19 protein-coding genes and 1 pseudogene are annotated in these 22,481 nt (G+C 55.4%); 8 read left to right on the forward strand and 12 right to left on the reverse strand.

What is annotated here, in order from left to right; translation table 11 throughout:
• Nucleotides 1-2: 2 nt before the first annotated feature.
• The 8 genes from GJ746_RS21060 to GJ746_RS21095 all read right to left on the reverse strand — a co-directional run bounded on the left by GJ746_RS21060 (nt 3) and on the right by GJ746_RS21095 (nt 8,825).
• Nucleotides 3-506, reverse strand: a complete 504-nt coding sequence (locus GJ746_RS21060; RefSeq protein WP_154681939.1) for a fimbrial protein — start codon at nt 504-506, stop codon at nt 3-5.
• A 12-nt stretch (nt 507-518) separates the two neighbouring features.
• Nucleotides 519-1,046 (reverse strand): fimbrial protein, encoded by a 528-nt coding sequence (locus GJ746_RS21065; RefSeq protein ID WP_154681940.1) that lies wholly within the window; start codon nt 1,044-1,046, stop codon nt 519-521.
• 13 nt (nt 1,047-1,059) lie between these two features.
• On the reverse strand, nt 1,060-3,693 hold the full coding sequence (locus GJ746_RS21070; RefSeq protein WP_154681941.1) for a fimbrial biogenesis usher protein: 2,634 nt from the start codon (nt 3,691-3,693) through the stop codon (nt 1,060-1,062).
• A 79-nt stretch (nt 3,694-3,772) separates the two neighbouring features.
• Complete coding sequence (locus GJ746_RS21075) at nt 3,773-4,483, reverse strand: fimbria/pilus periplasmic chaperone (RefSeq protein WP_154681942.1); 711 nt, start codon at nt 4,481-4,483, stop codon at nt 3,773-3,775.
• A 53-nt stretch (nt 4,484-4,536) separates the two neighbouring features.
• Complete coding sequence (locus tag GJ746_RS21080; protein ID WP_154681943.1) at nt 4,537-5,079, reverse strand: fimbrial protein; 543 nt, start codon at nt 5,077-5,079, stop codon at nt 4,537-4,539.
• A gap of 73 nt (nt 5,080-5,152) precedes the next feature.
• Entirely contained in the window at nt 5,153-5,698 is a 546-nt protein-coding gene (gene fimA, locus GJ746_RS21085; RefSeq protein WP_154681944.1) for a type 1 fimbrial major subunit FimA, read from the reverse strand.
• A 255-nt stretch (nt 5,699-5,953) separates the two neighbouring features.
• Nucleotides 5,954-6,508, reverse strand: a complete 555-nt coding sequence (locus GJ746_RS21090) for a hypothetical protein (protein WP_154681945.1) — start codon at nt 6,506-6,508, stop codon at nt 5,954-5,956.
• Between the two features lie 832 nt (nt 6,509-7,340).
• The gene (locus GJ746_RS21095) at nt 7,341-8,825 is read right to left on the reverse strand and encodes an aldehyde dehydrogenase family protein (RefSeq protein ID WP_154681946.1); all 1,485 of its coding nucleotides are present in this window, start codon (nt 8,823-8,825) and stop codon (nt 7,341-7,343) included.
• Nucleotides 8,826-8,985: 160 nt separating this feature from the next.
• Here GJ746_RS21095 and GJ746_RS21100 point away from each other — a divergent pair, with 160 nt between their 5' ends.
• The 4 genes and pseudogenes from GJ746_RS21100 (at nt 8,986) to GJ746_RS21115 (ending at nt 12,945) form a co-directional block, all read left to right on the forward strand.
• Nucleotides 8,986-10,287, forward strand: a complete 1,302-nt coding sequence (locus GJ746_RS21100) for an NAD(P)/FAD-dependent oxidoreductase (RefSeq protein ID WP_154681947.1) — start codon at nt 8,986-8,988, stop codon at nt 10,285-10,287.
• A gap of 13 nt (nt 10,288-10,300) precedes the next feature.
• A complete protein-coding gene (locus tag GJ746_RS21105) occupies nt 10,301-10,666 on the forward strand; it encodes a cupin domain-containing protein (RefSeq protein ID WP_064178039.1) in 366 nt (121 codons plus the stop codon).
• A 209-nt stretch (nt 10,667-10,875) separates the two neighbouring features.
• Nucleotides 10,876-12,375: an APC family permease gene (locus GJ746_RS21110; protein ID WP_154681948.1), complete on the forward strand. Its 1,500-nt coding sequence runs from the start codon at nt 10,876-10,878 to the stop codon at nt 12,373-12,375.
• Nucleotides 12,353-12,945, forward strand: a pseudogene (locus GJ746_RS21115) (DUF3156 family protein). Before GJ746_RS21110 ends, GJ746_RS21115 begins: the two are co-directional and overlap by 23 nt.
• Nucleotides 12,946-12,951: 6 nt before the next feature.
• On the opposite strand, the gene GJ746_RS21120 reads toward GJ746_RS21115, so the two are convergent.
• The 3 genes from GJ746_RS21120 to GJ746_RS21130 form a co-directional block, all read right to left on the reverse strand.
• Complete coding sequence (locus GJ746_RS21120; RefSeq protein WP_154681950.1) at nt 12,952-14,067, reverse strand: class II histone deacetylase; 1,116 nt, start codon at nt 14,065-14,067, stop codon at nt 12,952-12,954.
• Complete coding sequence (locus GJ746_RS21125; protein WP_154681951.1) at nt 14,064-15,257, reverse strand: MFS transporter; 1,194 nt, start codon at nt 15,255-15,257, stop codon at nt 14,064-14,066. Before GJ746_RS21125 ends, GJ746_RS21120 begins: the two co-directional genes overlap by 4 nt.
• A 117-nt stretch (nt 15,258-15,374) precedes the next feature.
• A complete protein-coding gene (locus GJ746_RS21130) occupies nt 15,375-16,058 on the reverse strand; it encodes a LuxR C-terminal-related transcriptional regulator (protein WP_154681952.1) in 684 nt (227 codons plus the stop codon).
• Between the two features lie 538 nt (nt 16,059-16,596).
• Between GJ746_RS21130 and GJ746_RS21135 the strand changes: the two genes are divergently transcribed.
• The 4 genes from GJ746_RS21135 (at nt 16,597) to GJ746_RS21150 (ending at nt 21,246) form a co-directional block, all read left to right on the forward strand.
• Nucleotides 16,597-17,784: an anaerobic sulfatase maturase gene (locus GJ746_RS21135; protein ID WP_154681953.1), complete on the forward strand. Its 1,188-nt coding sequence runs from the start codon at nt 16,597-16,599 to the stop codon at nt 17,782-17,784.
• Between the two features lie 46 nt (nt 17,785-17,830).
• Nucleotides 17,831-19,564: an arylsulfatase gene (locus GJ746_RS21140; protein ID WP_154681954.1), complete on the forward strand. Its 1,734-nt coding sequence runs from the start codon at nt 17,831-17,833 to the stop codon at nt 19,562-19,564.
• An 88-nt stretch (nt 19,565-19,652) separates the two neighbouring features.
• Nucleotides 19,653-20,429: an SDR family NAD(P)-dependent oxidoreductase gene (locus GJ746_RS21145; RefSeq protein WP_154681955.1), complete on the forward strand. Its 777-nt coding sequence runs from the start codon at nt 19,653-19,655 to the stop codon at nt 20,427-20,429.
• Nucleotides 20,430-20,454: 25 nt separating this feature from the next.
• The gene (locus tag GJ746_RS21150) at nt 20,455-21,246 is read left to right on the forward strand and encodes a MoaF C-terminal domain-containing protein (protein ID WP_154681956.1); all 792 of its coding nucleotides are present in this window, start codon (nt 20,455-20,457) and stop codon (nt 21,244-21,246) included.
• Nucleotides 21,247-21,325: 79 nt separating this feature from the next.
• On the opposite strand, the gene GJ746_RS21155 is transcribed toward GJ746_RS21150, so the two are convergent.
• On the reverse strand, nt 21,326-22,300 hold the full coding sequence (locus GJ746_RS21155) for an arylamine N-acetyltransferase family protein (RefSeq protein WP_227852715.1): 975 nt from the start codon (nt 22,298-22,300) through the stop codon (nt 21,326-21,328).
• Between the last annotated feature and the right edge of the window lie 181 nt (nt 22,301-22,481).

Below are 22,481 nucleotides of genomic sequence, written 5' to 3' on the forward strand. Positions count from 1 at the left end.
TTTCAGGCCCAGGTATAAGTGACGTTAATCACTGCCTGAATAGAACCCTGAGTTACGCCGCCATTGACCGTTAATGCCCGGACCCGCAGCGGAAAAGTCGCCTGCTGCGTCGAATCCGTCACCTGAACCGTTTTCGTGGCGCCGTTGTTAAGCGCGGTGCCGCTGGTATCCTGCAGCTCCAGATGGATATTCCCTGCTGATCCCTGGTTGACGTAATACCCGGTGCTGTCTGCGGTTCCGCTAAACGTGGCCGTGACCCGTGACGTCCCCACCGGACAGCTGGTGAGATCCAGGGCGACAGTCTTCCATGCCGATGCCGCCCCCGCATTCACCAGGTCATAGGTGTAAAGATTACCCAGGTCGACAGTGGCACGGGTCGTTGAAATGGTGCAGGGTTTCGCCACGACTCTGCCGTTCACCGTGATGGTGACATCCGCTGCGTGTATTACCGTTGACGCCATCAGCAACAGTGCCGCCAGCAGTCCGCCTGAGTGAGTCCGTTTCATATTCACCTCCGGTCACTGAAATTCAAGGGTAAACGTGGCGTCAGCACTCACCTGTCCGGTGGTAACCGGAAACTGAGTGGCTTTCATCCGCGCGAAAAAGTTAAGCACGTGGGTCTGCTTTCCTGTCAGGGGGATCCAGGCGATCCCCGAAAACGACGCGTTCACGGGGAGGGCCACCTGATTGCGGTCAAGGATTTCCACCCCTATCCCTGCGGCTGAGGAGCCAGACGCATTCAACGCTAACAGGCTCGTATTCCGGCTGTCTGCTGTGCCAGTAAAACCGACCTTAACCGCCGTGACTGAACTACCGCACGGCGACAGAACGATATCAAAGGGGATCAGGACCGATGTGGCCCCGACCGCAGGGAACTGTTTCGCCGCATGGGTAAGCAGATCGACGGTAAAGTTTTTCGACGTTGTCGACACTGCGCACGCATTATCATGGACGTAGCCGGTGATGGAGAGGGTACTGTCCACCGCCAGCGCCGGGCTGGCATTTAACGTCAGCGCGGCGGCGAATAAATACGGTAATAGTTTCACTGGTTTCCCTTCCTTAACGACATTCTGCTGACAGCTGAGCCATAGCCTGATTCAGGCTCTCCTCCGGCAGGCTGTAACTGACGACACAGCCCGAATCCGCCCCTTCCCCCCATTTCACCTGCAGCCTGCCCGCCTGCGGCAAACCGCTCAGATACACTTGTCCACTGTCAGCGACAATACTGCTGCTGTTGCTTTCTTCCGCACTGACAACCGCACCAAACGGGACGGGCCTGCCGTTGCGCGTCAGCGTCATCAGCACCTTCAGCCCGATACGGGGGGTAAATTCCGCCCGGGCAACCGCGCCATGCGTGGGAACCACTCTGACGACCGCGTCATCAAGCTCCACTTTGTCGCCCAGCGTACTGGTATCCAGGGCAATGCGGTTTTCACGGTATTCGGTGGCGTACGGCAGCACTGCATAGCCCCGCCAGTCGGTGGTCACCCCGGTCTGGTTCTCGACGCGAACGTTGTCAGCGCCCGGGGCTTTCACTAACACCATCGTGTCATTCAGGGGCTGGCTCAGGGTGACGCCATCCGCGTGGGCAAGGACGCCACCTCTCATGCCGTAATAGAGCTGGCTGCTGCTGCGGTTGCGGCTGTAACCCACGTTAACGTTCCCGTAGCCGCCACGGTAGTTGAGCGATGCGTTCCCGCTCCCGGTACTTGTTCCCGCTCCGCCTCCGGCATAGCCTGTCTGAACGCTGTAGCCCAGATTATTACCTTCAAGCAACGTGCCGTTGATACCGGCCATCGTGGTCATTCGCCCCTCTAAATCGTGCGACGTACTGTAGCTCGCATAAGCGTTACGCCAGTTGGAGCGGCTGTCCGAGCGGAACAGGTTGCTGAACGGAATATTGATGTTCAGTGACAGCATCTGGTCACGTTCATCCTGCCAGGCATTCTTCGTCAGGCTGTAATTCAGCGTCCAGTTAATACCGGCAAATGCGGTGTTTAAGCCAGCCTGGAGCTGTTCATCGACATGGTCATTTCCCCAGTAGGACTGACGGCTCGCATTCAGATAAAGCGTGGCCTTCTGCCCCAGTTGCTGATTCACGCCAAGCTGAATCTTTCCCCGTTTGCTGTACGCCAGGTTGTAGTAATCGGTATATTTCGGCTGCACTTCCATTAATCCGTCATGAGTGTCCAGGGTATAACCTTTCATGCGGTTATAAGTGGTATCGGCAAAATCAAAGTATCCGCGGGTTGGATAGCGGTAGCCTACCAGTTGAATATTGGTGCCTGTCTCCTGAACTGACTTGTTGTAAAGCATGCGCACCGACTGGCCATCATGCTCACTGTCATCCGGCAGCGTTGACTCTGCCTGCGTCACATCAATCGAGAACGCACCAAGGACTCCCATATTCTTTCCCGCCCCAAGATTGACCGCCTGATAACGGTCAGCCAGCTGTGTCCCGCCGTAGACCGTCCAGCCGGAAGGTAAACCCCGCATCACCGTCCCCTGAAAGAATTCAGGGTTGGTTTGCTGGCTGTTCCCGCTCCGGTATTCGCCGGCCGTAAGGGCATAACGGGTATAGCCTTCGCGCTGCAGGACGGGCACGGAAGAGTAAGGCACGGTAAATATCTGGCTACTGCCATCGTCTTCTTTCACCGTTACCTGCAGGTCGCCGCCGTTGCTGGCGGCATACAGATCGTTAATCGTGAACGGACCGGGCGGGACCGTGCTCTGATAAATCTCAAAACCATTTTGTTTGATAATGACCTGCGCCGTGCCACGGGCAATGCCATAAATGGTGGGCGCAAATCCCCTCTGGCTGTCCGGCAGCATGTTGTCGTCGGTAGCGATTTGCACACCACGGAAGTTCAGTCCGGTGAAAATGTCACCACTGGTATAGCTATCCCCAAGTGTCAGCCGGGACTGTAATGAAACAATATCTCGCTCAAGCCACGTATTAATATGTTGCCAGTCGTTTGAATGGCCGGATGAGCTCCCAGCGCTGTTGTAGCTCCAGGTGGTGTTATCCCGTAGGCGCCATGCGCCTATATTCAGGCCACTCTGCAAATTCATATAGGCATAGCTGCTGTGGCCTGACATATCGTTGTCAGAAGTATTCCCGGTAAAACTGTAATTCAGTATTCCAGCATTAATACCATGGTCCCAAAGCTCAGGCGGAATATATCCTCGGGCGCTGGTTCCCATAAATAGCTGAGGGATGGTGAGTTTTAAGCGTTGCTGGCCCACATCAAAATCAACGGTAGCGTCATTAATCATCTGGCTCAGCGGAACACAGGCGTCAGCTTGAAGCGTCTCAATCCCTTCAACGGCACCAATATTCACCCCCATATCGGACAATTGCCCCCGCGTCAGGCAGGGAAGTAATCCATAACCATTGTCCCCGGCCGTAAAGGAAACGTCCCGGGTGGTCATATAACTGTCGTTGAGATAAATATCAACGCGATAGGTGCCCGGCGGCACTTCCTGCCCTTTTTCAAAGCCGGACAGGTCGGCAACAGCCGCCGGGTCATCCGCGAGGAAACGCGGGTTAAAATAAAGCTCAGCCTGTGCAGAAGCTGAATAAACAGCAAACCAGAGCGCCACCGAAAGGGGAGCCAGACTGAATGTAAATATTGAATGTTTTCGAAAGCGCGGAGAATCTAACGGGTCGATTCCATATTTTAAATGTGACATAGTCCCTCCGGTCCGACATCGCCCGGCAGTCAGTATTTTTTATATTCGGGGGGAATAGTGTGATAACTATTCCCTGAGATTATTTCATCAAACCTTTCAGTGGTGGGGTCAGGGCACCAAAATCGTTTATCGTGCGGTACGTAATGTTATTACCCGCATCAGAAGGCAAGGTGACCGAGGTACTGCCCAACGGCGGTACCAGCGCATTATCCAGCGCGCGCTTTCCCGCAGAAAGTTCAGTCACTGTTAAAAAATACGGTGTAGGGTTATTCAGCGTCAGCGAATTTCCCTGGCGGCTGAACGTCAGTTTTTCAGCTGCCTGCTCCGGCGGCAGTTCCAGATTAGCCGGTCGGTAATAAAGCTTAATACGGCTGACGATAGCTATCTGCAGTGTATTTTGTTGTTTATCTTTCTGCGCTTTATCCATAGACGGAATGGCTTTGACGCTTAACCAGAATAATGATTCCCGGTCTTTCGGGAGCTGGCCATTAGTGGCATCAATAATACGCAGAATATTTTCTTTTTTTCCTTTCATACTGAAAAGCGGCGGTGTAATCACGAAGCGACCGTCTTTTTTTCCATCAGCATTTTCAACCCACGACTGAATAAGAAAGGTACTTTTTTCATCGTTATTCGTCACCGGCAACTGTACCTGCTTTGAACCGGCCGGATAAATCACCCGGGTGGCGCCCAGCGCAACGGCGGCCTCGGCCTGTGGAGCTACTCCTGCCGTCGTGACCAGCAAAACTCCGGCCAGCAGGCTGCGGGCCATACCCTGTAATGTTTTCATCTGACACTCCTTTATAAAATTAATACGCCTTTTCCGTGTAGCCAGCGAGCCATCTACTGATAGGTCAGAGCAAACCAGGCGTGAGCATTCGCGGTGCCACCAATCACCCTGTTACTGGTGGCCCGGTATTTTGCTACCAGATTAAGGGTCACTGGCCCTTTGTATAATCGGGTCCAGTGGACGGGCGCCGAATTAAGCGGTATCAGACGGTCTTCCTTATCGAACAGGGCGATACTCACCCCTTTCGCACTGTCCGGACTTGCGGCGACGGACAGCACATCGGGATTGGTCTCATCCGCAATACCATGCAGCGTTAATGCGACTCGTTCACTGACAGCCGTGGTGCAATCCTGAAGATGAATATCGAAAGGCACAGGGCTGATATCTTCTCCGGCGTAATGAAATCGGTTGCTGCTGACCTGTCCCATATCCACAATCATATGGCGGTCCCCGGTTTCAACCCGGCAGGATTCAGCGATGATAACACCATTAAAACGCACGCCTCCCCCGGCCATAGATGACATCCGGATAGTTTCAGCCATTGCAAGCGAGGGTATTAACAGCACGGCCAGCAGACCTGTCTTCATCCCCTGCATGATGTATCCTCCGCTCTGTTGTTGAAAAGGGCCATCCTGGCCCGATCAATCACGTCCCTGCGCAAGGAATGAATTACTGGTACTGGATGTTGAACGTCGCGTCAGCATCAGCAGTACCTGCGGTCGCTGCGCCGGTGGCATAATATCGCGCCTGGAATGGAATTTTGTTCGTGCCATTGACCAGCGCTACAGGCGTGCCATATTTTGCGGCGTTTAACCCCATAACTTTGCCCACACCATCCAGGATCTGCACGGCCACATTTGTAGCGCCGCCAGCCGTAGAGCTCTGCAGAGCAAGAAGGTTAGGGTCAGAACTGTCGGCAACCCCCGAGAATGCAAAGGCTGCAGTCGATGCCACGGTAATATCGCAATCCAGCAGATCGATAGTAAAACCAACGCTATTGCTTGTGTCGCCCTTAGTTGCCATGTTGGCCGCTTTCACCTGACCTAAGTTTACAATCTGGTTACTGGTGGCTGCACTCACGGCGCAGGCACCGTTCGTCACGGACCCCTGGAAATGAACGTCTCCGCCAAATACGGAGACCGTTGCGGCATTAGCCGCAACTGAGCTTAAGGACAGAACAGACATCGCGGCAATGGCCAGAGTTTTCATTTTCATTTACTTCTCCCTTTGAAATATAACAATGGAGGTCATCTCCACTGCTTTGTCGAGTGATTGATTCAGTGTGTGGCAGTACAATAAAATACGGTTCCCGCAACCGAGTTTAATTATCGAGTTTTTACAATAAATACAGCGTGTCTTGTATTGACGCCATATTCTGACCGCGAATCAAACTCAGCGTAAATTTTTTCTGATGTCTTATTTTCCTCTTAAGTCTGATTGTTGATGTTTCCATTTACTAACAGCTCAAATCTATATGGGTACTTTTAATGAAAGAATATCCCGGCAAATTAATATACCGACGGAATTACAATTCAGCAGACCGTACTCATGAAAAACATTGCGTTTTATCCGGTAAATCGCTTTCATGGCATTCTGGGATTCGCCAGATATGCTGGCGGCGGATTTTCCATTACATAATTCTTCAAACAGGGTCAGCGTACTGCGGGAAACTTCTTTCCGGCGCACGCATGACCGAGGCGCTTTCTGAAGAATATCCGTAAAAGCCTTTACGCTGAGATTTTTGGGCAGTATCCAGGGAAAATACGTCAGCCGTGAAACCGTGAGCGGGATGTCCAACATTACCATCAAACGGCAACGGGCCAGGAGTGGATTGCGCAGTAAGCGACTACGCAGATGGGCATTATTAACAATAATACAAACCACATCACCCGGCTGCGGGGCGAATAATTTTTGCCTTTCACCCATTTTATAAAAAGAGGCCCTGACCCCTAATTCAGAGATTATATGACGTATCCCGGGCAGGATAAAACTGTCATCAGAAATAAAATGATAATTCATTTTCACGAATCTCCTTTTCTCCCGAAAGATAAAAAATCACGGGATATAATAAGCGTTAGTCCTTTACATGAATTAATTAAACCATCAGTTCAGACCTACCTGGTAATCGTTTAAAACGATCGAACAAAATAAATCAATAGATTATGACTAACAAAACAAACAAATTGATCGGTGGGCGCTATTTATTTAAGGTAAGAATATTCTTGAATTAAATAAGAAAAAACACAATTGAAGATCGTTATCTCGACCACTGATGATAAGTAAAAAAGAAAGCAAATTAAAAAATAGATATAAAATACATGGCATTATCATCATGCCAGGCTTAAGAAATTGTGAACAACAGGGTGACAAAGACACGAGAAAAAAATAGTCAGCAAATTTAAAAAAAAAGCAAGCATGCTGAAATCAGCCAATTTAACCGCTGGCAGTGTCAACGATATATACCTTCCGGCGTAGATAAAGCCAGGATAAAGAGGGTCATTTCCAGAATATCCCCTTAATCACTCAGACCATTCACCATTTAATTAACAAAATAATTACATTTAATACTGAGCAGTATGATGCTACTAAGCTGTCAGAGATGAGTCGCGTTACTTTCAGCCTACATGACAAAAAGTTGCGTAACATACACGAAGGCAGCGCTCTTTGAGAGATCTGTCCGGCATGAAAACCTTTCGACCATGAGAAATAACATCCTTCTTCATAGCCGGGATTCTCCACAGGCAAAAAGGCCGCCAAATAACTATTTAGCGGCCTGGAGACAGGTTATAACAATAATACTCAACGCTTATATTTCATTGATTAATGATAGTTATCTCCAGCCGGATATTTGCGCATTTTAATAACGCACCATCACCGATTTAAGCTCAGTATAATCATCGATAAAAGCGCTACCGAACTCGCGGCCAGTGCCCGAGCCCTTCATGCCACCGAACGGTACCGCCGGGTCGAGGAAGGTATGCATATTGACCCACACGATCCCGGCGTCAATCGCTTCCGAGTAGCGCAGCGCCTGGCGAATATTATCCGACCAGACGCTGGCCGCCAGCCCATACGGCGACGCATTAATAGAGGCCAGCGCTTCTTGTTCGCTGCGATAGCCGATAAAACTGCACACCGGGCCGAAGGTCTCCTCGCGCATCAGAGTACTGTCTTCACGACTAACCTTTACCGCCGTCGGCTGCAGGAAATAGCCCTCACCGGGCAGAGCCTGGCCGCCGCAAACGATGGTATCGCCCTCTTCGCGCGCGGTCTGAATGAGCCGCAAGACTTTGTCATACTGCTGACGGTTAGCCAGCGGCCCCATTAGCGTTCGTTCATCCAGCGGCGATCCCGGCGCGAAGGCAGCGAGTTTCTCTTTCAGTAACTCTAATACCGCATCCAGTTTTCCCTGCGGTAGATAAAAGCGCTCCGCGGCGGCGCAAATCTGCCCCTGATTCAGGTATCCGGCTTCAATGATGCCGTTCACCATCGCCTCCGGCGTCAGGTCGTCAAGAAATAGCGCGGCGTTTTTACCGCCCAGCTCCAGCGTCACTCTCTTACCTGAAGCGCAGGCCGACTGCTGGACTTTCTCACCGGTGGCTACCGACCCGGTGAAGCTCACCTTGGCGCAGGCCGGATGCGTTATCAGCCGTTGGGCGATTTCGCCGCCGGCGCCGTTCACCACGTTAATCACCCCGTCCGGGATACCAACTGCTTTTGCCAGCTCCGCGACGCGTAGCAACGTCAGCGGCGTATATTCACTCGGTTTCAGCACGATGGTGCAACCGCAGACCAGCGCTGCCGCCAGCTTCCAGATAGCGATCATAATTGAGAAGTTCCACGGCACGATGCCGACCACCACGCCCAGCGGCTGGCGGCGGGTAAAGGCGGTATACTTCTCCCCGGCCATCGACGGCAGCGATACATCCAGCGTCTCGCCGGTAACTTTCCCCGCCCAGCCGGCGAAATAGCGCAGGAAGGCGACCGATTGATCCAATTCAAGCATCCGCGCCAGCATGATGGTTTTGCCGGAACAGAGGCTCTCCAGCTGCGCCAGCTCTTCGCGATGCTCGGCCAGACTATCCGCCAGCTTCAACAGCAGCGTGCCGCGTGCCAGGCTCGGCATCTCGCGCCACTGGTTAAAAGCCAGCCGCGCGCTCTCCATGGCGCGATCCGCCTGACCGACATCCGCCGCCATAATCTCGGCAATCGCCTGCCCGGTCGCCGGGTTAATCACCGCGAAGGGCGCGCCGTGGCCTGTCTCCCGCTTACCGGCAATAAACTGCCCGTGCGGGTGGCGTAAAAAGGCGGTCACTTCCGCCAGTAAGGTTACATCACTCATCGTCTGCACCCGTTTTTTCAGCAAAGTTAGCCCATCACAGCACAACGGCTCAGCACCGCCCATCGTTCTAAAGAACGTCATTCTTCCGGACGATATTCAACCTCCGTGCGGCGTGCTGTGATGGGAACCATGAGCCATGGCAAGACGACAGGGTAACGCGATGAATATCAAAATCGATGCGCTGAACTACTACGGCGCGACGAAGAAATACCAGCTCCATTTTCCGGCGCTGCGGGAAGATATTGAAGCCGATGTGGTGATTATCGGCGGCGGCTTTTCCGGCATTAACACCGCGCTGGAGCTGGCTGAACAAGGCATCACCAACGTGGTGGTGCTGGAAGCCCGCCATCTCGGATACGGCGGTACCGGGCGCAACGGCGGCCAGGTGATGGCCGGAATCGGTCACGATATCGAAGCGGTGAAAAAGCACGTCGGCAAAGAGGGGCTGGAGACGCTGTTTAAAATCTCCAACCTGGGCGCCGGCATCATTCGCGAACGCATCCGCAAATACAACATCGACGCCGATTTCGTGCCGGGCTACGGCTACCTTGCCTATAACCAGCGGCAGCTAAAAACGCTACGCCAGTGGGAAAAAGAGTTTAAGGCCGCCACCCCGGATGAAGATATCGAACTGTACACCGGTAAAGAGGTACAGCAGGTAGTGGGTTCCGACGTGTACTGCGGCGCGCTGAAACATATGGGCGGCGGGCAGATCCATTCGCTCAATATGCTGCTCGGCTCGGCCCAGGCCGCACATTCGCTGGGGGTGAAGATTTTTGTATCCTCGCCGGTTGTGGAGGTGAATTACGGCAAACAGGTACGGGTACGCACCGCGATGGGCAGCGTCAAAGCCGCCAAACTACTGTGGGCCTGCGACAGCTTCCTCAATAATATGGAGCCGGAAATCTACAACAAGACGCTGGTGACCTACTCTTACCAGGTGTCGACCGAACCGCTTTCCGACGAACTGATTGAACGCATCAGCCCGCTGCGCGGCGCCTTCAGCGACATTCGCCCGGTGATTAACTACTACCGCGTCACCCGCGAAAATCGCCTGCTGTTTGGTAGCGCCACTCGCTTCCTTGAGTATACACCGAACGATTTCGCCGCCTGGAACCGTACGCTGCTGGCTGAGGTCTTCCCGTATCTGAAGGATGTGAAAATCGATTTCGCCTGGGGCGGGCCGATGGCCTGTAGCGCCAACCTGTTCCCGCAGATCGGCACCTTGCGCGATCACGATAACGTCTTTTACGTCCAGGGGTACTCCGGCTTCGGCGTTACTCCGTCGCACATTGTGTGCAAAATCCTCGCCGAAGGAATCAACGGCGGTTCCGACCGCTATCGCCTGATGAGCAGTATTCCCCACGCGACCATCCTCGGCCGTGACAGCCTGCGCCTGTTATTAGTCACTGCCGGAAAACTTATGCATCAAACCGCCGGTTTCTGGAAAGGCCGGAGTTAATCAGGAGAACGCTATGCACGCTTTTAAACTCGAACACCCGGTACCTGAACTGCAGCCGATTGGCAGCGTAAGCCTGCTCGGCGCCACGCCGACCGCTGGCGACCCGCAGGTGGCGGGCGCAATGATCTACGGCGAGCCGCAGGACGCCTTTACCTGCGGGCTATTCTCGTCCACCGAAGGGAGTTTTACGATGACCTATCCGTTTACCGAGCACGCCACCGTGCTTGAAGGCGAAGTGGAGCTGACCGTCGCCGGCGGTACGCCGCAGCGCTTTGCGCCGGGAGACAGCTGGTTTGTCAAACAGGGTACCGAAGTAGAGTGGAAAATCCTGACGCCGCGCTTCGTCAAACACTACCTGGCGAACGTCGAGACACGCTAACGCGTTGGTTGATTACGCGCCGATGGCCCCGATTTTCGGGGCCATCTTATTTATCGGCCGCCGCCTTAATGGATTGCGTCACAGATGCACTCGTCGCTCTCTACCTTCTGGACGATATTCGTTGAGCAGGATGCCCGCCTGAATTATGACTATCCGGGAGTAGCGCAGGCTGTTCCCTTGCCCTCCCCTACATTGTGCAGAGGTTGACTATGTTCAGAAACAGACTCGCCAGCCATCTTGAGCGCGGCGTCATCGGCTTCCCGACTACTCTCGCCAGCTCCGTCGGGCTGATTATGGCAAGCCCGGTGATCCTGACGGTCACCAGCGGATTCGGCATGGGCGGAGATACCTTCGCCCTGGCGGTGCTGCTGGCCTTTATTATGATGCAGGCGCAGGTCACCACTTTCGCCGAAGCGGCGACGCTTATTCCCACGACTGGTTCGGTATACGACTATATCTCCTGCGGAATGGGCCGTTTCTTCGCCATTACCGGCGCGCTGTGCGCCTATCTTATCGTCCATATCTTCGCCGGAACTGCGGAGACGATTCTCGCCGGGATTATGGCGCTGGTGAACTTCGAATCGGTCAACGCGCAGATGGCCGCCCATCAGAATACCTGGATGGTCGGCGTCGGCATGGTGGTGATTTTTGGCCTGTTGAACGCCATTGGCGTGGAAATCTTCGGTAAAGTCGAAGTCGTTCTCACCTTCTGCATGTGGACGACGCTCACTATATTTGGCCTGTGCGGTATTTTTATGGCGCCGGTAACCCACCTTTCCGGCTGGTTCGGCACGCCGCTTAACGTCAGCGATATCTCCGGCCTGTTCGGCTATATCGGCATGGCGATGTTTATGTTCGTCGGCTGCGAACTGGTGACGCCGATGGCGCCGGAAATCAAAAAGGCGCACCGCACTATTCCACGAGCGATGGCGCTTGGTCTGCTGGGCGTCGCCAGCTGCATGTTTATCTACGGCGCGGCGATTAATCGCCAGGTGGAGAACGTCGTACTCGATGCGGCGAATAACGTCCATCTGCTGGATACGCCGATGGCTATCCCGGCCTTCGCCGAGCGGGTAATGGGCCAGGCCGGCCAGTACTGGCTGGGGGTCGGGCTGCTGCTGGCGGGCTGCGCCACCATCAATACGCTGATGGCCGCCGTGCCGCGGATTATTTACGGCATGGCGCTGGACGGCGTGCTGCCGCGCTTTCTCACCTGGCTGCATCCGCGCTTCAAAACGCCGGTTATCGCTATTGCTATCGGCGTGGCTATCCCCTGCCTGCATGCCTGGTACCTGAACGGCGATCTGGATCGCATCGTGCCGCTGATCCTCGCCGCGGTCTGCGCCTGGGGCGTGGCCTATCTGCTGGTCACTATATCGGTGGTGATGCTGCGCATCCGGCGCCCGGACCTGCCGCGCGCCTACCGCTCGCCGTGGTTCCCGCTGCCGCAGATTATCTCCAGCGTTGGAATCATTATCGCTATTGTTAATATCACGCCGCCGGGAATGGACAGCCGCGAAGTGCTGGTGCCGTTCGGGATGATGCTCGGCCTGACCGCCGCCTACGCTCTGTTCTGGACGGTGTGCGTGCAGCGCGTCAACCCGTTCAAGCCGCTGGCGGTAGAAGAGGTGGTCGAGCGCGCTATAGGCAACTACGCGAAACAGACTCGCGGGGAGATGATACCTGATGCCCTCCGCCCCCTGGTTTGATACGCCATTAATGAATGCGGTACAGCGCGATTTAGCGGGCTGGCCAAGCGAAAAACTGAGCGAACGCAGCGCGTTGCTGCGGCTTAACGACGCCACCTCCGTCACCTTCAGCGTGCGCCAGAAGCGGCTATTTATGGCCAGCATTCACAGCTGTGAATTTGTCGTCGAGGGGCCGGTTACCCGGCCCGCTCGCGGTAAGATCCGCGCCCATCAGTCCGGCTGGCTGAAACGCCAGCCGATCCGCTTTATCGGTAGCAAAGATAGCGATGAACTCGCCCGTTATCTCAACGGCTTCCCTAATCTCCAGCAAACGTTAAGTGAATTGGACTATCGTCGTTTTTCACTCACATTAGGCAACGCCGGCTGGCGCTGCTGCATTGAGCCGTGGGCCGCCAGCGAGGTGGTCTGCAAAATGCCGCCGCTGCGGCGTTATCTGAAGCTTGAAGCGCAGCAGCGGATGCTGCTGCTGAGCGTGATGGCGATGATTAATCAGGCGGTAAGCCAGTGGATGGTCGAGAAATCGCAGAAGAGAAAGCATTGACTTCCCCGCCATCACCGCGGGGAAGCTGAGCCGGTTTATTGCAGACCGAACTGTTGCGCCAGTCGATCGATAGCCTGGCGCTGGAACTGTGCGAACGCGGCGCGCGGCTGCTGCTGCTGAATAAACTCCAGCAGCGGATCCTGAACCTCGGTACGAATGCCGCTCAGCGTCTCCATCACCGCCAGGCCGCAGAACGGCACGTAGGATTCGGCATAGCCGCCTTCATGCACCATCACCAGTTTGCCATCACACAGGCGATCTGCCGCCTGCTGTACCAGCCCGGTCATCGCGCGGAAACTATCGCTATGCAGCTGCATCCGCGCCAGCGGGTCCATTGCATTGGCGTCATAGCCGCAGGCGATAATAATCAGCTCCGGCTCAAAACGCGCCAGCGCAGGAATAACGATGGTTTCCAGCGCGTAGCGCCAGCTATCGTCGCCCGCTCCAGCCAGCAGCGGAATATTAATGTTGTAACCTTCGCCCGCACCAACGCCGCGGTCCTCCTCGCCCGAATAGCCCGGCGGAAAACACCCGTCCTGATGCAATGAGACCGTCAGCACGTCATCGCGCTGTAAATAGATATGCTGCGTGCCGTTGCCGTGATGAACGTCCCAGTCAATAATCGCCACCTTGCCGAGCCCCAGTAGCGCTTTCGCCCGCTCGACGGCAATCGGAATATTGGCGAGGAAACAGAAGCCCATCGACTGATCCGGCAGGCAGTGGTGTCCGGGCGGTCGCGACAGCGAATAGGCGTTATCCAGTTCTCCCCTGAGCACCGCCTCGACGGCGGCACAGGCCAGTCCGGCGGAAAGGCAGGCGATTTCATAGCTCCCCGGCCCCAGCGGCGCTTCTTTACCGAGCATGCCGCCGCCGTTATCGCTGATCGTCTTGAAGCGCTCAAGATAGCTATCAGGGTGGATCCGCCGTAGATCTTCAAGGCTCGCCGCCGCCGCGCCGCGTAGCTCCAGCTGCGGCGTCAGCCCGGAAACATCCATCAAGTTTTTCATCCGCCGTTTGGTCTCCGGCGACTCGGCATGGCCGCCGCCAGCGGGAGGCTGCACCCAACCACCGACCGGCAGCGTCACCGCGTGCAGCCCGGTACTGTGCCAGAAACAACGTTCATCAAAGAAGAAACCGGTTTTTCTTTTCACTCTATCCTCCCGTTAGCTATAACTTTCCCGGCGGACGACGCCGCCGCAATCAAAATCAGCGACAGCAGCGCGCAGACGCCTGCCGCCGCCAGTAGCGGATCGGCACTGGCAAAGTGCTGCAGTAAAGCGCCCGCTATCGCCGGACCGACCGCCATTCCGCCGCCGATCACCAGATTGATGCTGTTCATCAGCCGACCGTTGTTATCGAGACCGGCCACGCGAGCGAGAATAAAGGGCAGCACGAAGGTCCAGGTGAACTTAAACAGCAGCGCCGCAATGGCGTAACGCACCAGCAGCGGATGGCCTATCAGTAGCAGCACGCTGGCAATCAGCAGCGCGTAACCTAGCCACACCGCCAGCCGGTCCGGACGTTGGGTACCGCGCAGCGCAGCGGCGCCCGCGCCGATAATGCCGCACACCGTCGCCGCCGCCAGCACCAGGCCGACGTGGGACGGGCTAAGCCCCGCCGCGCTACCGATGGTGCCGATAAAGGTCCATACCGCGCTGAGGCTAATGTAGAAGGTCAGAACCGCCAGCACCGCCAGCGCTTTACGCCACGTCGCCGCTGACGGCTGGCGGCGGGAAGCCGATAGCGGTTGAAAACGCGGCGGGAAGGCGGAAATCAGCGGCAAACAGCAGAGCATGATGGCGGCGAGGATCAGATAAACCACCTTCAGGCCAAAGGTCACGAACAGGCCGGGCAGCACTAGCAGACCGAGCATTCCCAGCAGCAGTTGCCCGAGCACCCAAAAGGCGTAGACCCGCGACGGGTTCGGCGTCCCCGCCGCACAGCTGATGCACAGAATCATCAGCGTGCCGCCCGCCAGCGAGGCGATAAAGCGCGCTACCAGCAGCCACTCATACTGGGTGACCGTCGCAGAGGCGAGGTTAGCGACAAGAAATACCACGCCCGCCACGAAAGCGACCCGCCGCCAGTCCAGGCGGCTCATCCACCACCACGCCGGTAGCGTCGCCAGACTCATCGCGCCGAGCTCTGCCGAAAATAGCCAGCCGATCTGTCCCGGCTTCAGGTGCCATTCGCTGGCCAGCTGCGCCGCCACCGCCGGCGCGGTCATTAAAATCCCCGGCGCGATGGCGGCGAAAATGACAATCGCCGCCAGCAAACGCAGCGACACCACCAGCCCTGCAGGCCGGGAAAGCGTATTATTAAGAACAGGGGTACTCGACATCGTAGGGCGTGCTCCAGTCAAAAAAGCCTCCCCCCGGACGGTTATCCAGAGAGTGATACCTTCAGGCATCAGGAAAACGCCGTGCTGCCACGGCGCGCGCGGGATGCGATAGTCAGATTACAGATACAGCGTACGCTGCGCGGCAGGCATCCTGGTTCGGGAAACGAGTTCAGTCCGATTGACGACTTCGGTCTTGGCGAAAATGTTGCGCAGGTGGGTCTTCACCGTAGAGAGCGAGATATCCAGCTGGCGAGCAATTACCTTATTGCTGGCCCCTTCGCGCACCATGCCGACGATTTCGCGCTCTTTCGCCGTCAGAATGGCCGGTAGCTCATCTTCTTCCGGCAGAAAATCACGAATAGCCAGCTCCACCAGCGGCAGCAGCGCCTGGGCACGCTGGCGCTCTTCGCTGGAAAAAGGCACATCGCGCATCAGCGAGATACCGGCAATAATCCGCTGTTCGCGGCGAATGAAAATTTCGGTCATGTCGCGAACGTTATTCGGCAACATAAACTCATGATAATAGTGCCGGTTGCGGTCACAGAGCCGGGGCGTCATTGCCGCCATGGTGGTGCTCTGGTGGCTAAAGTGCACCGGCAAATGCGGGTCCAGTGGCTGGAAACTCTCCAGGTATTGTTGGTGTGTATTATCCGAAATATTATGCAATATATAGTTTTCGGGTTTTAAACGATTATTTACTCGATAAAATACCGCTGAAGACAGTGGAATTAACTGTGAAATAGTCTGTAAACAACGGGCTATTATCGAATCATTACGACTGGCTTTTAATAAAGCAGACATGATATTTCCTCCCGTCGAGGTAGTGATGCGTAACACGCGGATTACCAGAGTTAGATGAAGCATACATTTCACATTTAAGTAACACAATTATTAACATGTTAACAATGTGATACTGATTACAAAATTTTCAGCAACCAATTGTTATTTAAGAAATTTAAAAATCACTGCACTCTTTGTTAACGTAGCTAAGTTAAAACATAAACAAAAGTTATTAACATTACGCATTATCCTCAAGAAAGGATTAAAAAACCTTATAGCTAAATAATTTGAGCGCCAGGAGGGGGCATCGCCGGGAGCTTACTTAAGTAATTGACCGCAGTGAACTAACGTCGCTATAGCAAATATCCCTTGAAGTATAATGGGTATATATTAACAGGTCCGATCTCGTCCTTAAGAACGATAGAATTTCGCTTTTTTTTCATTTATATCCTAAAAGAATGTAGTTAATTTATCGCCGCGGCTTAATCAATTGATTATGCCTGGCTTGCTGTTACCTGAATAAGGCCAACCGCACCAGCAATTAATAGAGGATAAGCCGATGCTGAATATCGCTACACTACGCCAGCAGCAAATTCCGCTGGCCATCGAGCCGCGCTCGCCGGTGCCGTTTCATATTCTGATGAAGCCAATCGGCCCCGCCTGCAACCTTGCCTGCCGCTACTGTTACTACCCGCAGGATGAAACGCCGGTCAAGAAAATGGACGAGGCGCGGCTGGAGCAGTTTATCCGCCGCTACATTGCCGCACAGCCCGCTGGCGCGCGCGAAATCAACTTCGTCTGGCAGGGCGGCGAGCCGCTACTGGCCGGGTTGAGTTTCTATAAGAAGGCGCTCGCGCTACAGCAGCGCTACGCCCCCGAAGGGGTAACCATCAGCAATAGCCTGCAGACTAACGGCACGTTAATCAACGACGCCTGGTGTCGAGTGTTTCGTGAGCATCGCTTTGTTATCGGGGTCAGCCTCGAAGGTAGCGAAGCTCTGCAAAACCACCATCGCCCGAATAAACGCGGGCAGGCAACCTGGCCGGCAGCGCTGCGCGGTATCGCCCTGCTCCACCAGCATCAGGTTGAATTTAACCTGCTGATCGTGGTGCATAACGAAATGGCCGCGCACGCGGCGGCGATTTATGACCGGGTGGTCAGTCTTGGCGCTCGCTATCTGCAGTTCCAGCCGCTCATGAGCGAAGGCGCGGCGCTGCGCGAGGGCTATCAGCTCAGCGCCGATAGCTGGGGGCGCTTTATGGTTGGTATCTGGCGGCAGTGGCAAAAGCGCTGCGATATGGGGCGGGTGTTCGTTATCAATATCGAGCAGGCGTGGGCGCAGTATTTTACCCACACCAGCAGCAGCTGCGTTCATAGCGCCCGCTGCGGCACCAATCTGGTAATGGAGCCCGACGGGCAACTCTATGCCTGCGATCATCTGATCAACGCCGAACATCGGCTGGGCCGCCTTGACGAGCAGACGCTCGCCGCCGCGGTCGACGCTTCGGTTCAGCTCTCTTTCGGTCAGCAAAAAAGCCTGCGCCGCGAATGTCACTCCTGCTCGGTAAAAATGGTGTGCCAGGGCGGCTGTCCCGCGCATCTCAACGCCGCTGGCAATAATCGGCTCTGCGGTGGCTATTACCGTTTCTTTAGCGAAATTCTCTCGCCATTGCGCCCTTTTTCCCGCGACCTTAACGGCCTGAAAGCCTGGCGGGCCGCGTTTGTAGGCTCTGCGCAACCCGCGTAGCCCCTTACTCTGATGATAATTCCCCCTCTGAACAGGAGAGTCAGTTGTGAATAAAAAAGCCATGGCCGCGGCGGTCAGCATGATCCTCGCTGGCGGCGCGCACGGCGCGCAAAATGAACGCCCGAACGTTATCCTGATTATCGCCGATGATATGGGGTATTCGGATATCAGCCCCTTCGGCGGCGAAATCCCTACCCCTAACCTACAGGCGATGGCGGAGCAAAGTATTCGCATGAGCCAGTATTACACTTCGCCGATGTCGGCCCCTGCGCGCTCGATGCTGCTGACCGGCAACAGCAATCAGCAGGCCGGGATGGGCGGCATGTGGTGGTACGACAGTACGATAGGTAAGGAGGGTTACGAGCTGCGGTTGACCGATCGCGTCACTACCATGGCCGAGCGTTTTAAGGATGCCGGCTATAACACGCTGATGGCCGGCAAATGGCATCTTGGTTTTGTCCCTGGCGCCACGCCGAAGGACCGCGGCTTTAACCACTCCTTCGCCTTTATGGGCGGCGGCACCAGCCACTTTAACGATGCGATACCGCTCGGTACCGTGGAGGCGTTCCACACCTACTATACCCGTGACGGCGAGCGCGTCTCCCTGCCGGATGACTTCTATTCCAGCGAAGCCTACGCTCGCCAGATGAACAGCTGGATTAAGGAGACTCCGCAGGATCAGCCGGTCTTCGCCTGGCTGGCCTTCACCGCTCCGCATGATCCGCTGCAGGCGCCGGACGAGTGGATTGAACGCTTCAAAGGTCAGTATGAGCAGGGTTATGCCGAGGTCTATCGCCAGCGTATCGCCCGCCTGAAAGCGCTGGGTATTATCCATGACGACACCCCGCTACCGCATCTGGAGCTGGATAAAGAGTGGGAAGCGCTGACGCCGGAGCAGCAGAAATATACGGCGAAAGTGATGCAGGTGTATGCGGCGATGATCGCCAATATGGACGCGCAAATCGGCACGCTGATGGAGACATTGAAACAAACCGGACGCGATAAAAACACCCTGCTGGTCTTTTTAACCGATAACGGCGCCAACCCGGCGCAGGGCTTCTATTACAAATCCTCCCCGGAGTTCTGGAAGCAGTTCAATAACAGCTATGACAACATTGGCCGCAAAGGCTCGTTTGTCTCCTACGGCCCGCAGTGGGCCAACGTCAGCAACGCCCCTTACGCCAACTACCACAAAACCACCAGCGCCCAGGGCGGCATCAATACCGATTTTATGATTTCCGGCCCGGGGATCGCACGCCACGGTAAAATCGACGCTTCAACAATGGCTGTCTACGACGTCGCACCAACGCTGTATGAATTCGCCGGTATCGATCCAAACAAATCACTGGCGAAAAAAGCGGTGCTCCCGATGATTGGCGTCAGCTTTAAGCGCTATCTGACCGGCGAAGTACAGGAGCCGCCGCGCGGGAAGTACGGTGTCGAACTGCATAATCAGGCGGCCTGGGTCGACGGCGAATGGAAGCTGCGGCGCCTGTTGCCTCGTGCTCTCAGCGTCGGCGACGCGCCGTGGCAGTTGTTTAATCTGCATGACGATCCTCTGGAGACGCATGATATCGCGGCCGAACACCCCGAGCGGGTCAAAGCGATGAGCGACGCCTACGAGGCGTTCGCCAGCCGAACCATGGTCACCAAAGCGCAGGGCAAGATGATCGATTACGTCGGCATTGATAGCAAAACCGGTCGCTATCTGGCGGTCGATCCCGCGACCATGAAGCCGGTTCCGGCGCCGCAGGCGATTCCCATGAGCGAGAGCCGCTAATCAAACCCGGCTCTCGTTCTTCCGGACGATAGCCGGGAATTTATCAGCCTCTTAAGGTAGTCAAAAACCTCTTTTCAGGAGCAAACGAATGGCAAGAGTGGTGGTGATTACCGGCGGCGGAACCGGGATCGGTGCCGCCTGCGCGCGGCTGATGAGCGCGGCGAGAAACCAGGTATTTATTACCGGCAGGCGCGAGGCGCCGCTACAGGCTGTCGCCGATGAGACAGGCGCGACGGCGCTGGCGGGCGATGCCGCCGACGGCGATACCTGGCGCGAGCGGCTGCTGCCAGCGATTCTTAACCAGACGGGGCAGATCGACGTGCTGATCTGCAGCGCCGGCGGAATGGGCAATAGCGCCGCCGCCGAGACCAGCGATCGCCAGTGGCGAGAGGCGCTGGACGCTAATTTGAACAGCGCTTTCGCCAGCGTCCGCGCCTGTTTACCCGCGCTTATCGCCAGCCGCGGCAACGTGCTGTTCGTCGCTTCAATCGCCTCGCTCGCCGCCGGGCCGCAGGCCTGCGGCTATGTCACCGCTAAACACGCGTTAATTGGCCTGATGCGATCCATCGCTCGTGATTACGGCCCGCATGGCGTACGCGCCAATGCCCTCTGCCCCGGCTGGGTCACTACCCCGATGGCGGATGAAGAGATGATCCCACTGATGCAGGCGGAAGGGCTGTCACTTGCCGAGGCTTATCAACGGGTTTGCCGCGACGTTCCGCTGCGCCGCGCCGCCAGCTCCGAGGAAATAGCGCAGGCCTGCCGGTTTCTCTGCTCGCCGCGGGCCGACATCATCACCGGGGCCACGCTGGTGGCCGATGGTGGTTCCAGTATCGTCGATGTTCCCACGCTCGCGTTTACTTAACATCCCACTCAACTCAGGAGCCTACATGACTTCAGAAGCCGTATTTATCCAGGTCGGCGCGCTGGCCGATGGTTTTGCCCCGCACGGTAATTTGTTGGCCGCCGCCAGCCTGCCCGCAGGCGAGCGCTTTAGCTTTTATGCCGCCGGGAGCGAGCCGCAGCAGCTGATTATCGAAAATGACCAGACGCTGCGCTGGAACGGCAAGCGCGCGCCCTGGCGGGCGACAGCCCTGCGCCCCGATATTCTGTTTATCGATTTCCTTGACCCGGAGCGCGATAACGCCAGCATCAGCGCGATATGCAACCTGAAGCAGCGCAACGCCACGCTGGTGTATGGCCAGCTACCGGATGAGGCCGCCGCGCGGCTGGATGCCTTCAGCCGGGTAGAGCAAGGACTACCGCTGACCGCGGTTGAGGTGCGATTCGACTTTGCTCGCCTGGATACGCGGCCGGGACCGCTACCGGACTTTACCGATGCGCTGGTCGGCATGCGCAATCAGTACACCTACAGTCCGACCGAACGCTATGAGCATATCTATCTCAACGATAATTTTTACGCCTGGCAGTGTCTGGACGGCGTGGAAAAGGGGCTGGCGGATGTCGACCGTTGCCATTATGTGCAGGTGGCGGAGGATCTCTATCTGTTTGTCTGGCGGGAGAAAATCATTCCGACGCTGGGGGTGATCCTGATCGATCTGCAGCAGATGCGCACCGATGGCAAGATCATGGGCTATCAGGGCAGCGATTTTGGCGCCTTAAGCAATTTCCCGGTCGGCGCGAGCGCTAAAATTCTCAACGTGACCCGCCATCAGGCGTAAATACAGCTTTCATTAACAATACAGCTCCGGCCGATAACCTCAACGTATGTATCGGGCCGGGCGTCAACAACTTGCTGCGTTACGCGCTTTCACGCGCCTGCAGCCATTCTTCATGGATCTTCTGTACTTTAACCCAAAGCTTTTTAAGTGCTATCTCTGGAACGTTTTCGAAAGTCAGACCGAATTCATCCCCAAGCACTTCCAGCCACTCTGGTAAAGATGTTGAGGTGTGAGTCGTCACGACTTCGCCATTGGTTTTTGTCAAAACGCAGCCTCGCAGAATCGTTTTGCCAGATGGCTTCCGGAGTTGTGCCGTAACCACTTTTGCATATCCGGATTCTGGCGAGCACATATTAAAGTGATGCTGGTCTACGAAATCACTCATAGAAGCAGGTTGCTCGGCCATACTTACACCTGCGATCCAGCACGATGGATCGGTAATGAGATGCCAGTCTCCAACGCCGTTCTCGTCCACCGCTTCCATGCCAAACTGCATCGCGTCCTGGTTAACGACAGTATTCATAAGCGGCATTTGTTCATGGAGCGCATCACCAAGGCCAACATCCACCCACCATCTCCCGTTGGGATTACTTTCACTCGGCAACCCTTCGGCAATGATTGCCGCATGGTTTTCCAGTTTTATGTGTTGCGGTCCTTCGGCTCCGTGGACGTTTGCAGGGTTGATGCTCACGCGGTAACCAAGGTGAGTAAGAAGTGTGTGGAAGCCGCCATTAAGCTGAAAACAATAACCACCTCGTCGGGTGGTTGCCGCTCTTTGGAAGCTTTCCATGGCGTCGATGCCCCAATCCTGCCCAAGGTGGATCCAAAATGTTTCGTAAGGAATCTGTTCGACATGAGCCTGATGTAAACGAGTCAGCGCTTCGATGGAGGGTTTTTCGACGTCAATACCAAGACGGGCCAGATAGGATTCTACTAACTTGTTCATCTTACTTTTAAATTCCAAATCAGGTGTAAATTGACTTAAGGAGTCAGACAGATGTCCACCCTGAACAGATGCCATACCGTCGTGACCATCGTTTTGCAGTCTGTGCATTTTGCCTTTTCATTTATGAGAATTAATCACCGAGAAAGGTGTTAAATTTTAAAAGAGCTGACATGGTCAGATATATTGTAAATCTGCTTTTATCAGTACATTTTCTCTGTAGTTACTGACTGAAAGTGACTGTATTTTAATATCCATATTCCGTACATTGTAGAGTCTGAAATGAGAATGA

This window comes from Klebsiella oxytoca, from assembly GCF_009707385.1.
Classification (GTDB): Bacteria; Pseudomonadota; Gammaproteobacteria; order Enterobacterales; family Enterobacteriaceae; genus Klebsiella; species Klebsiella oxytoca_C.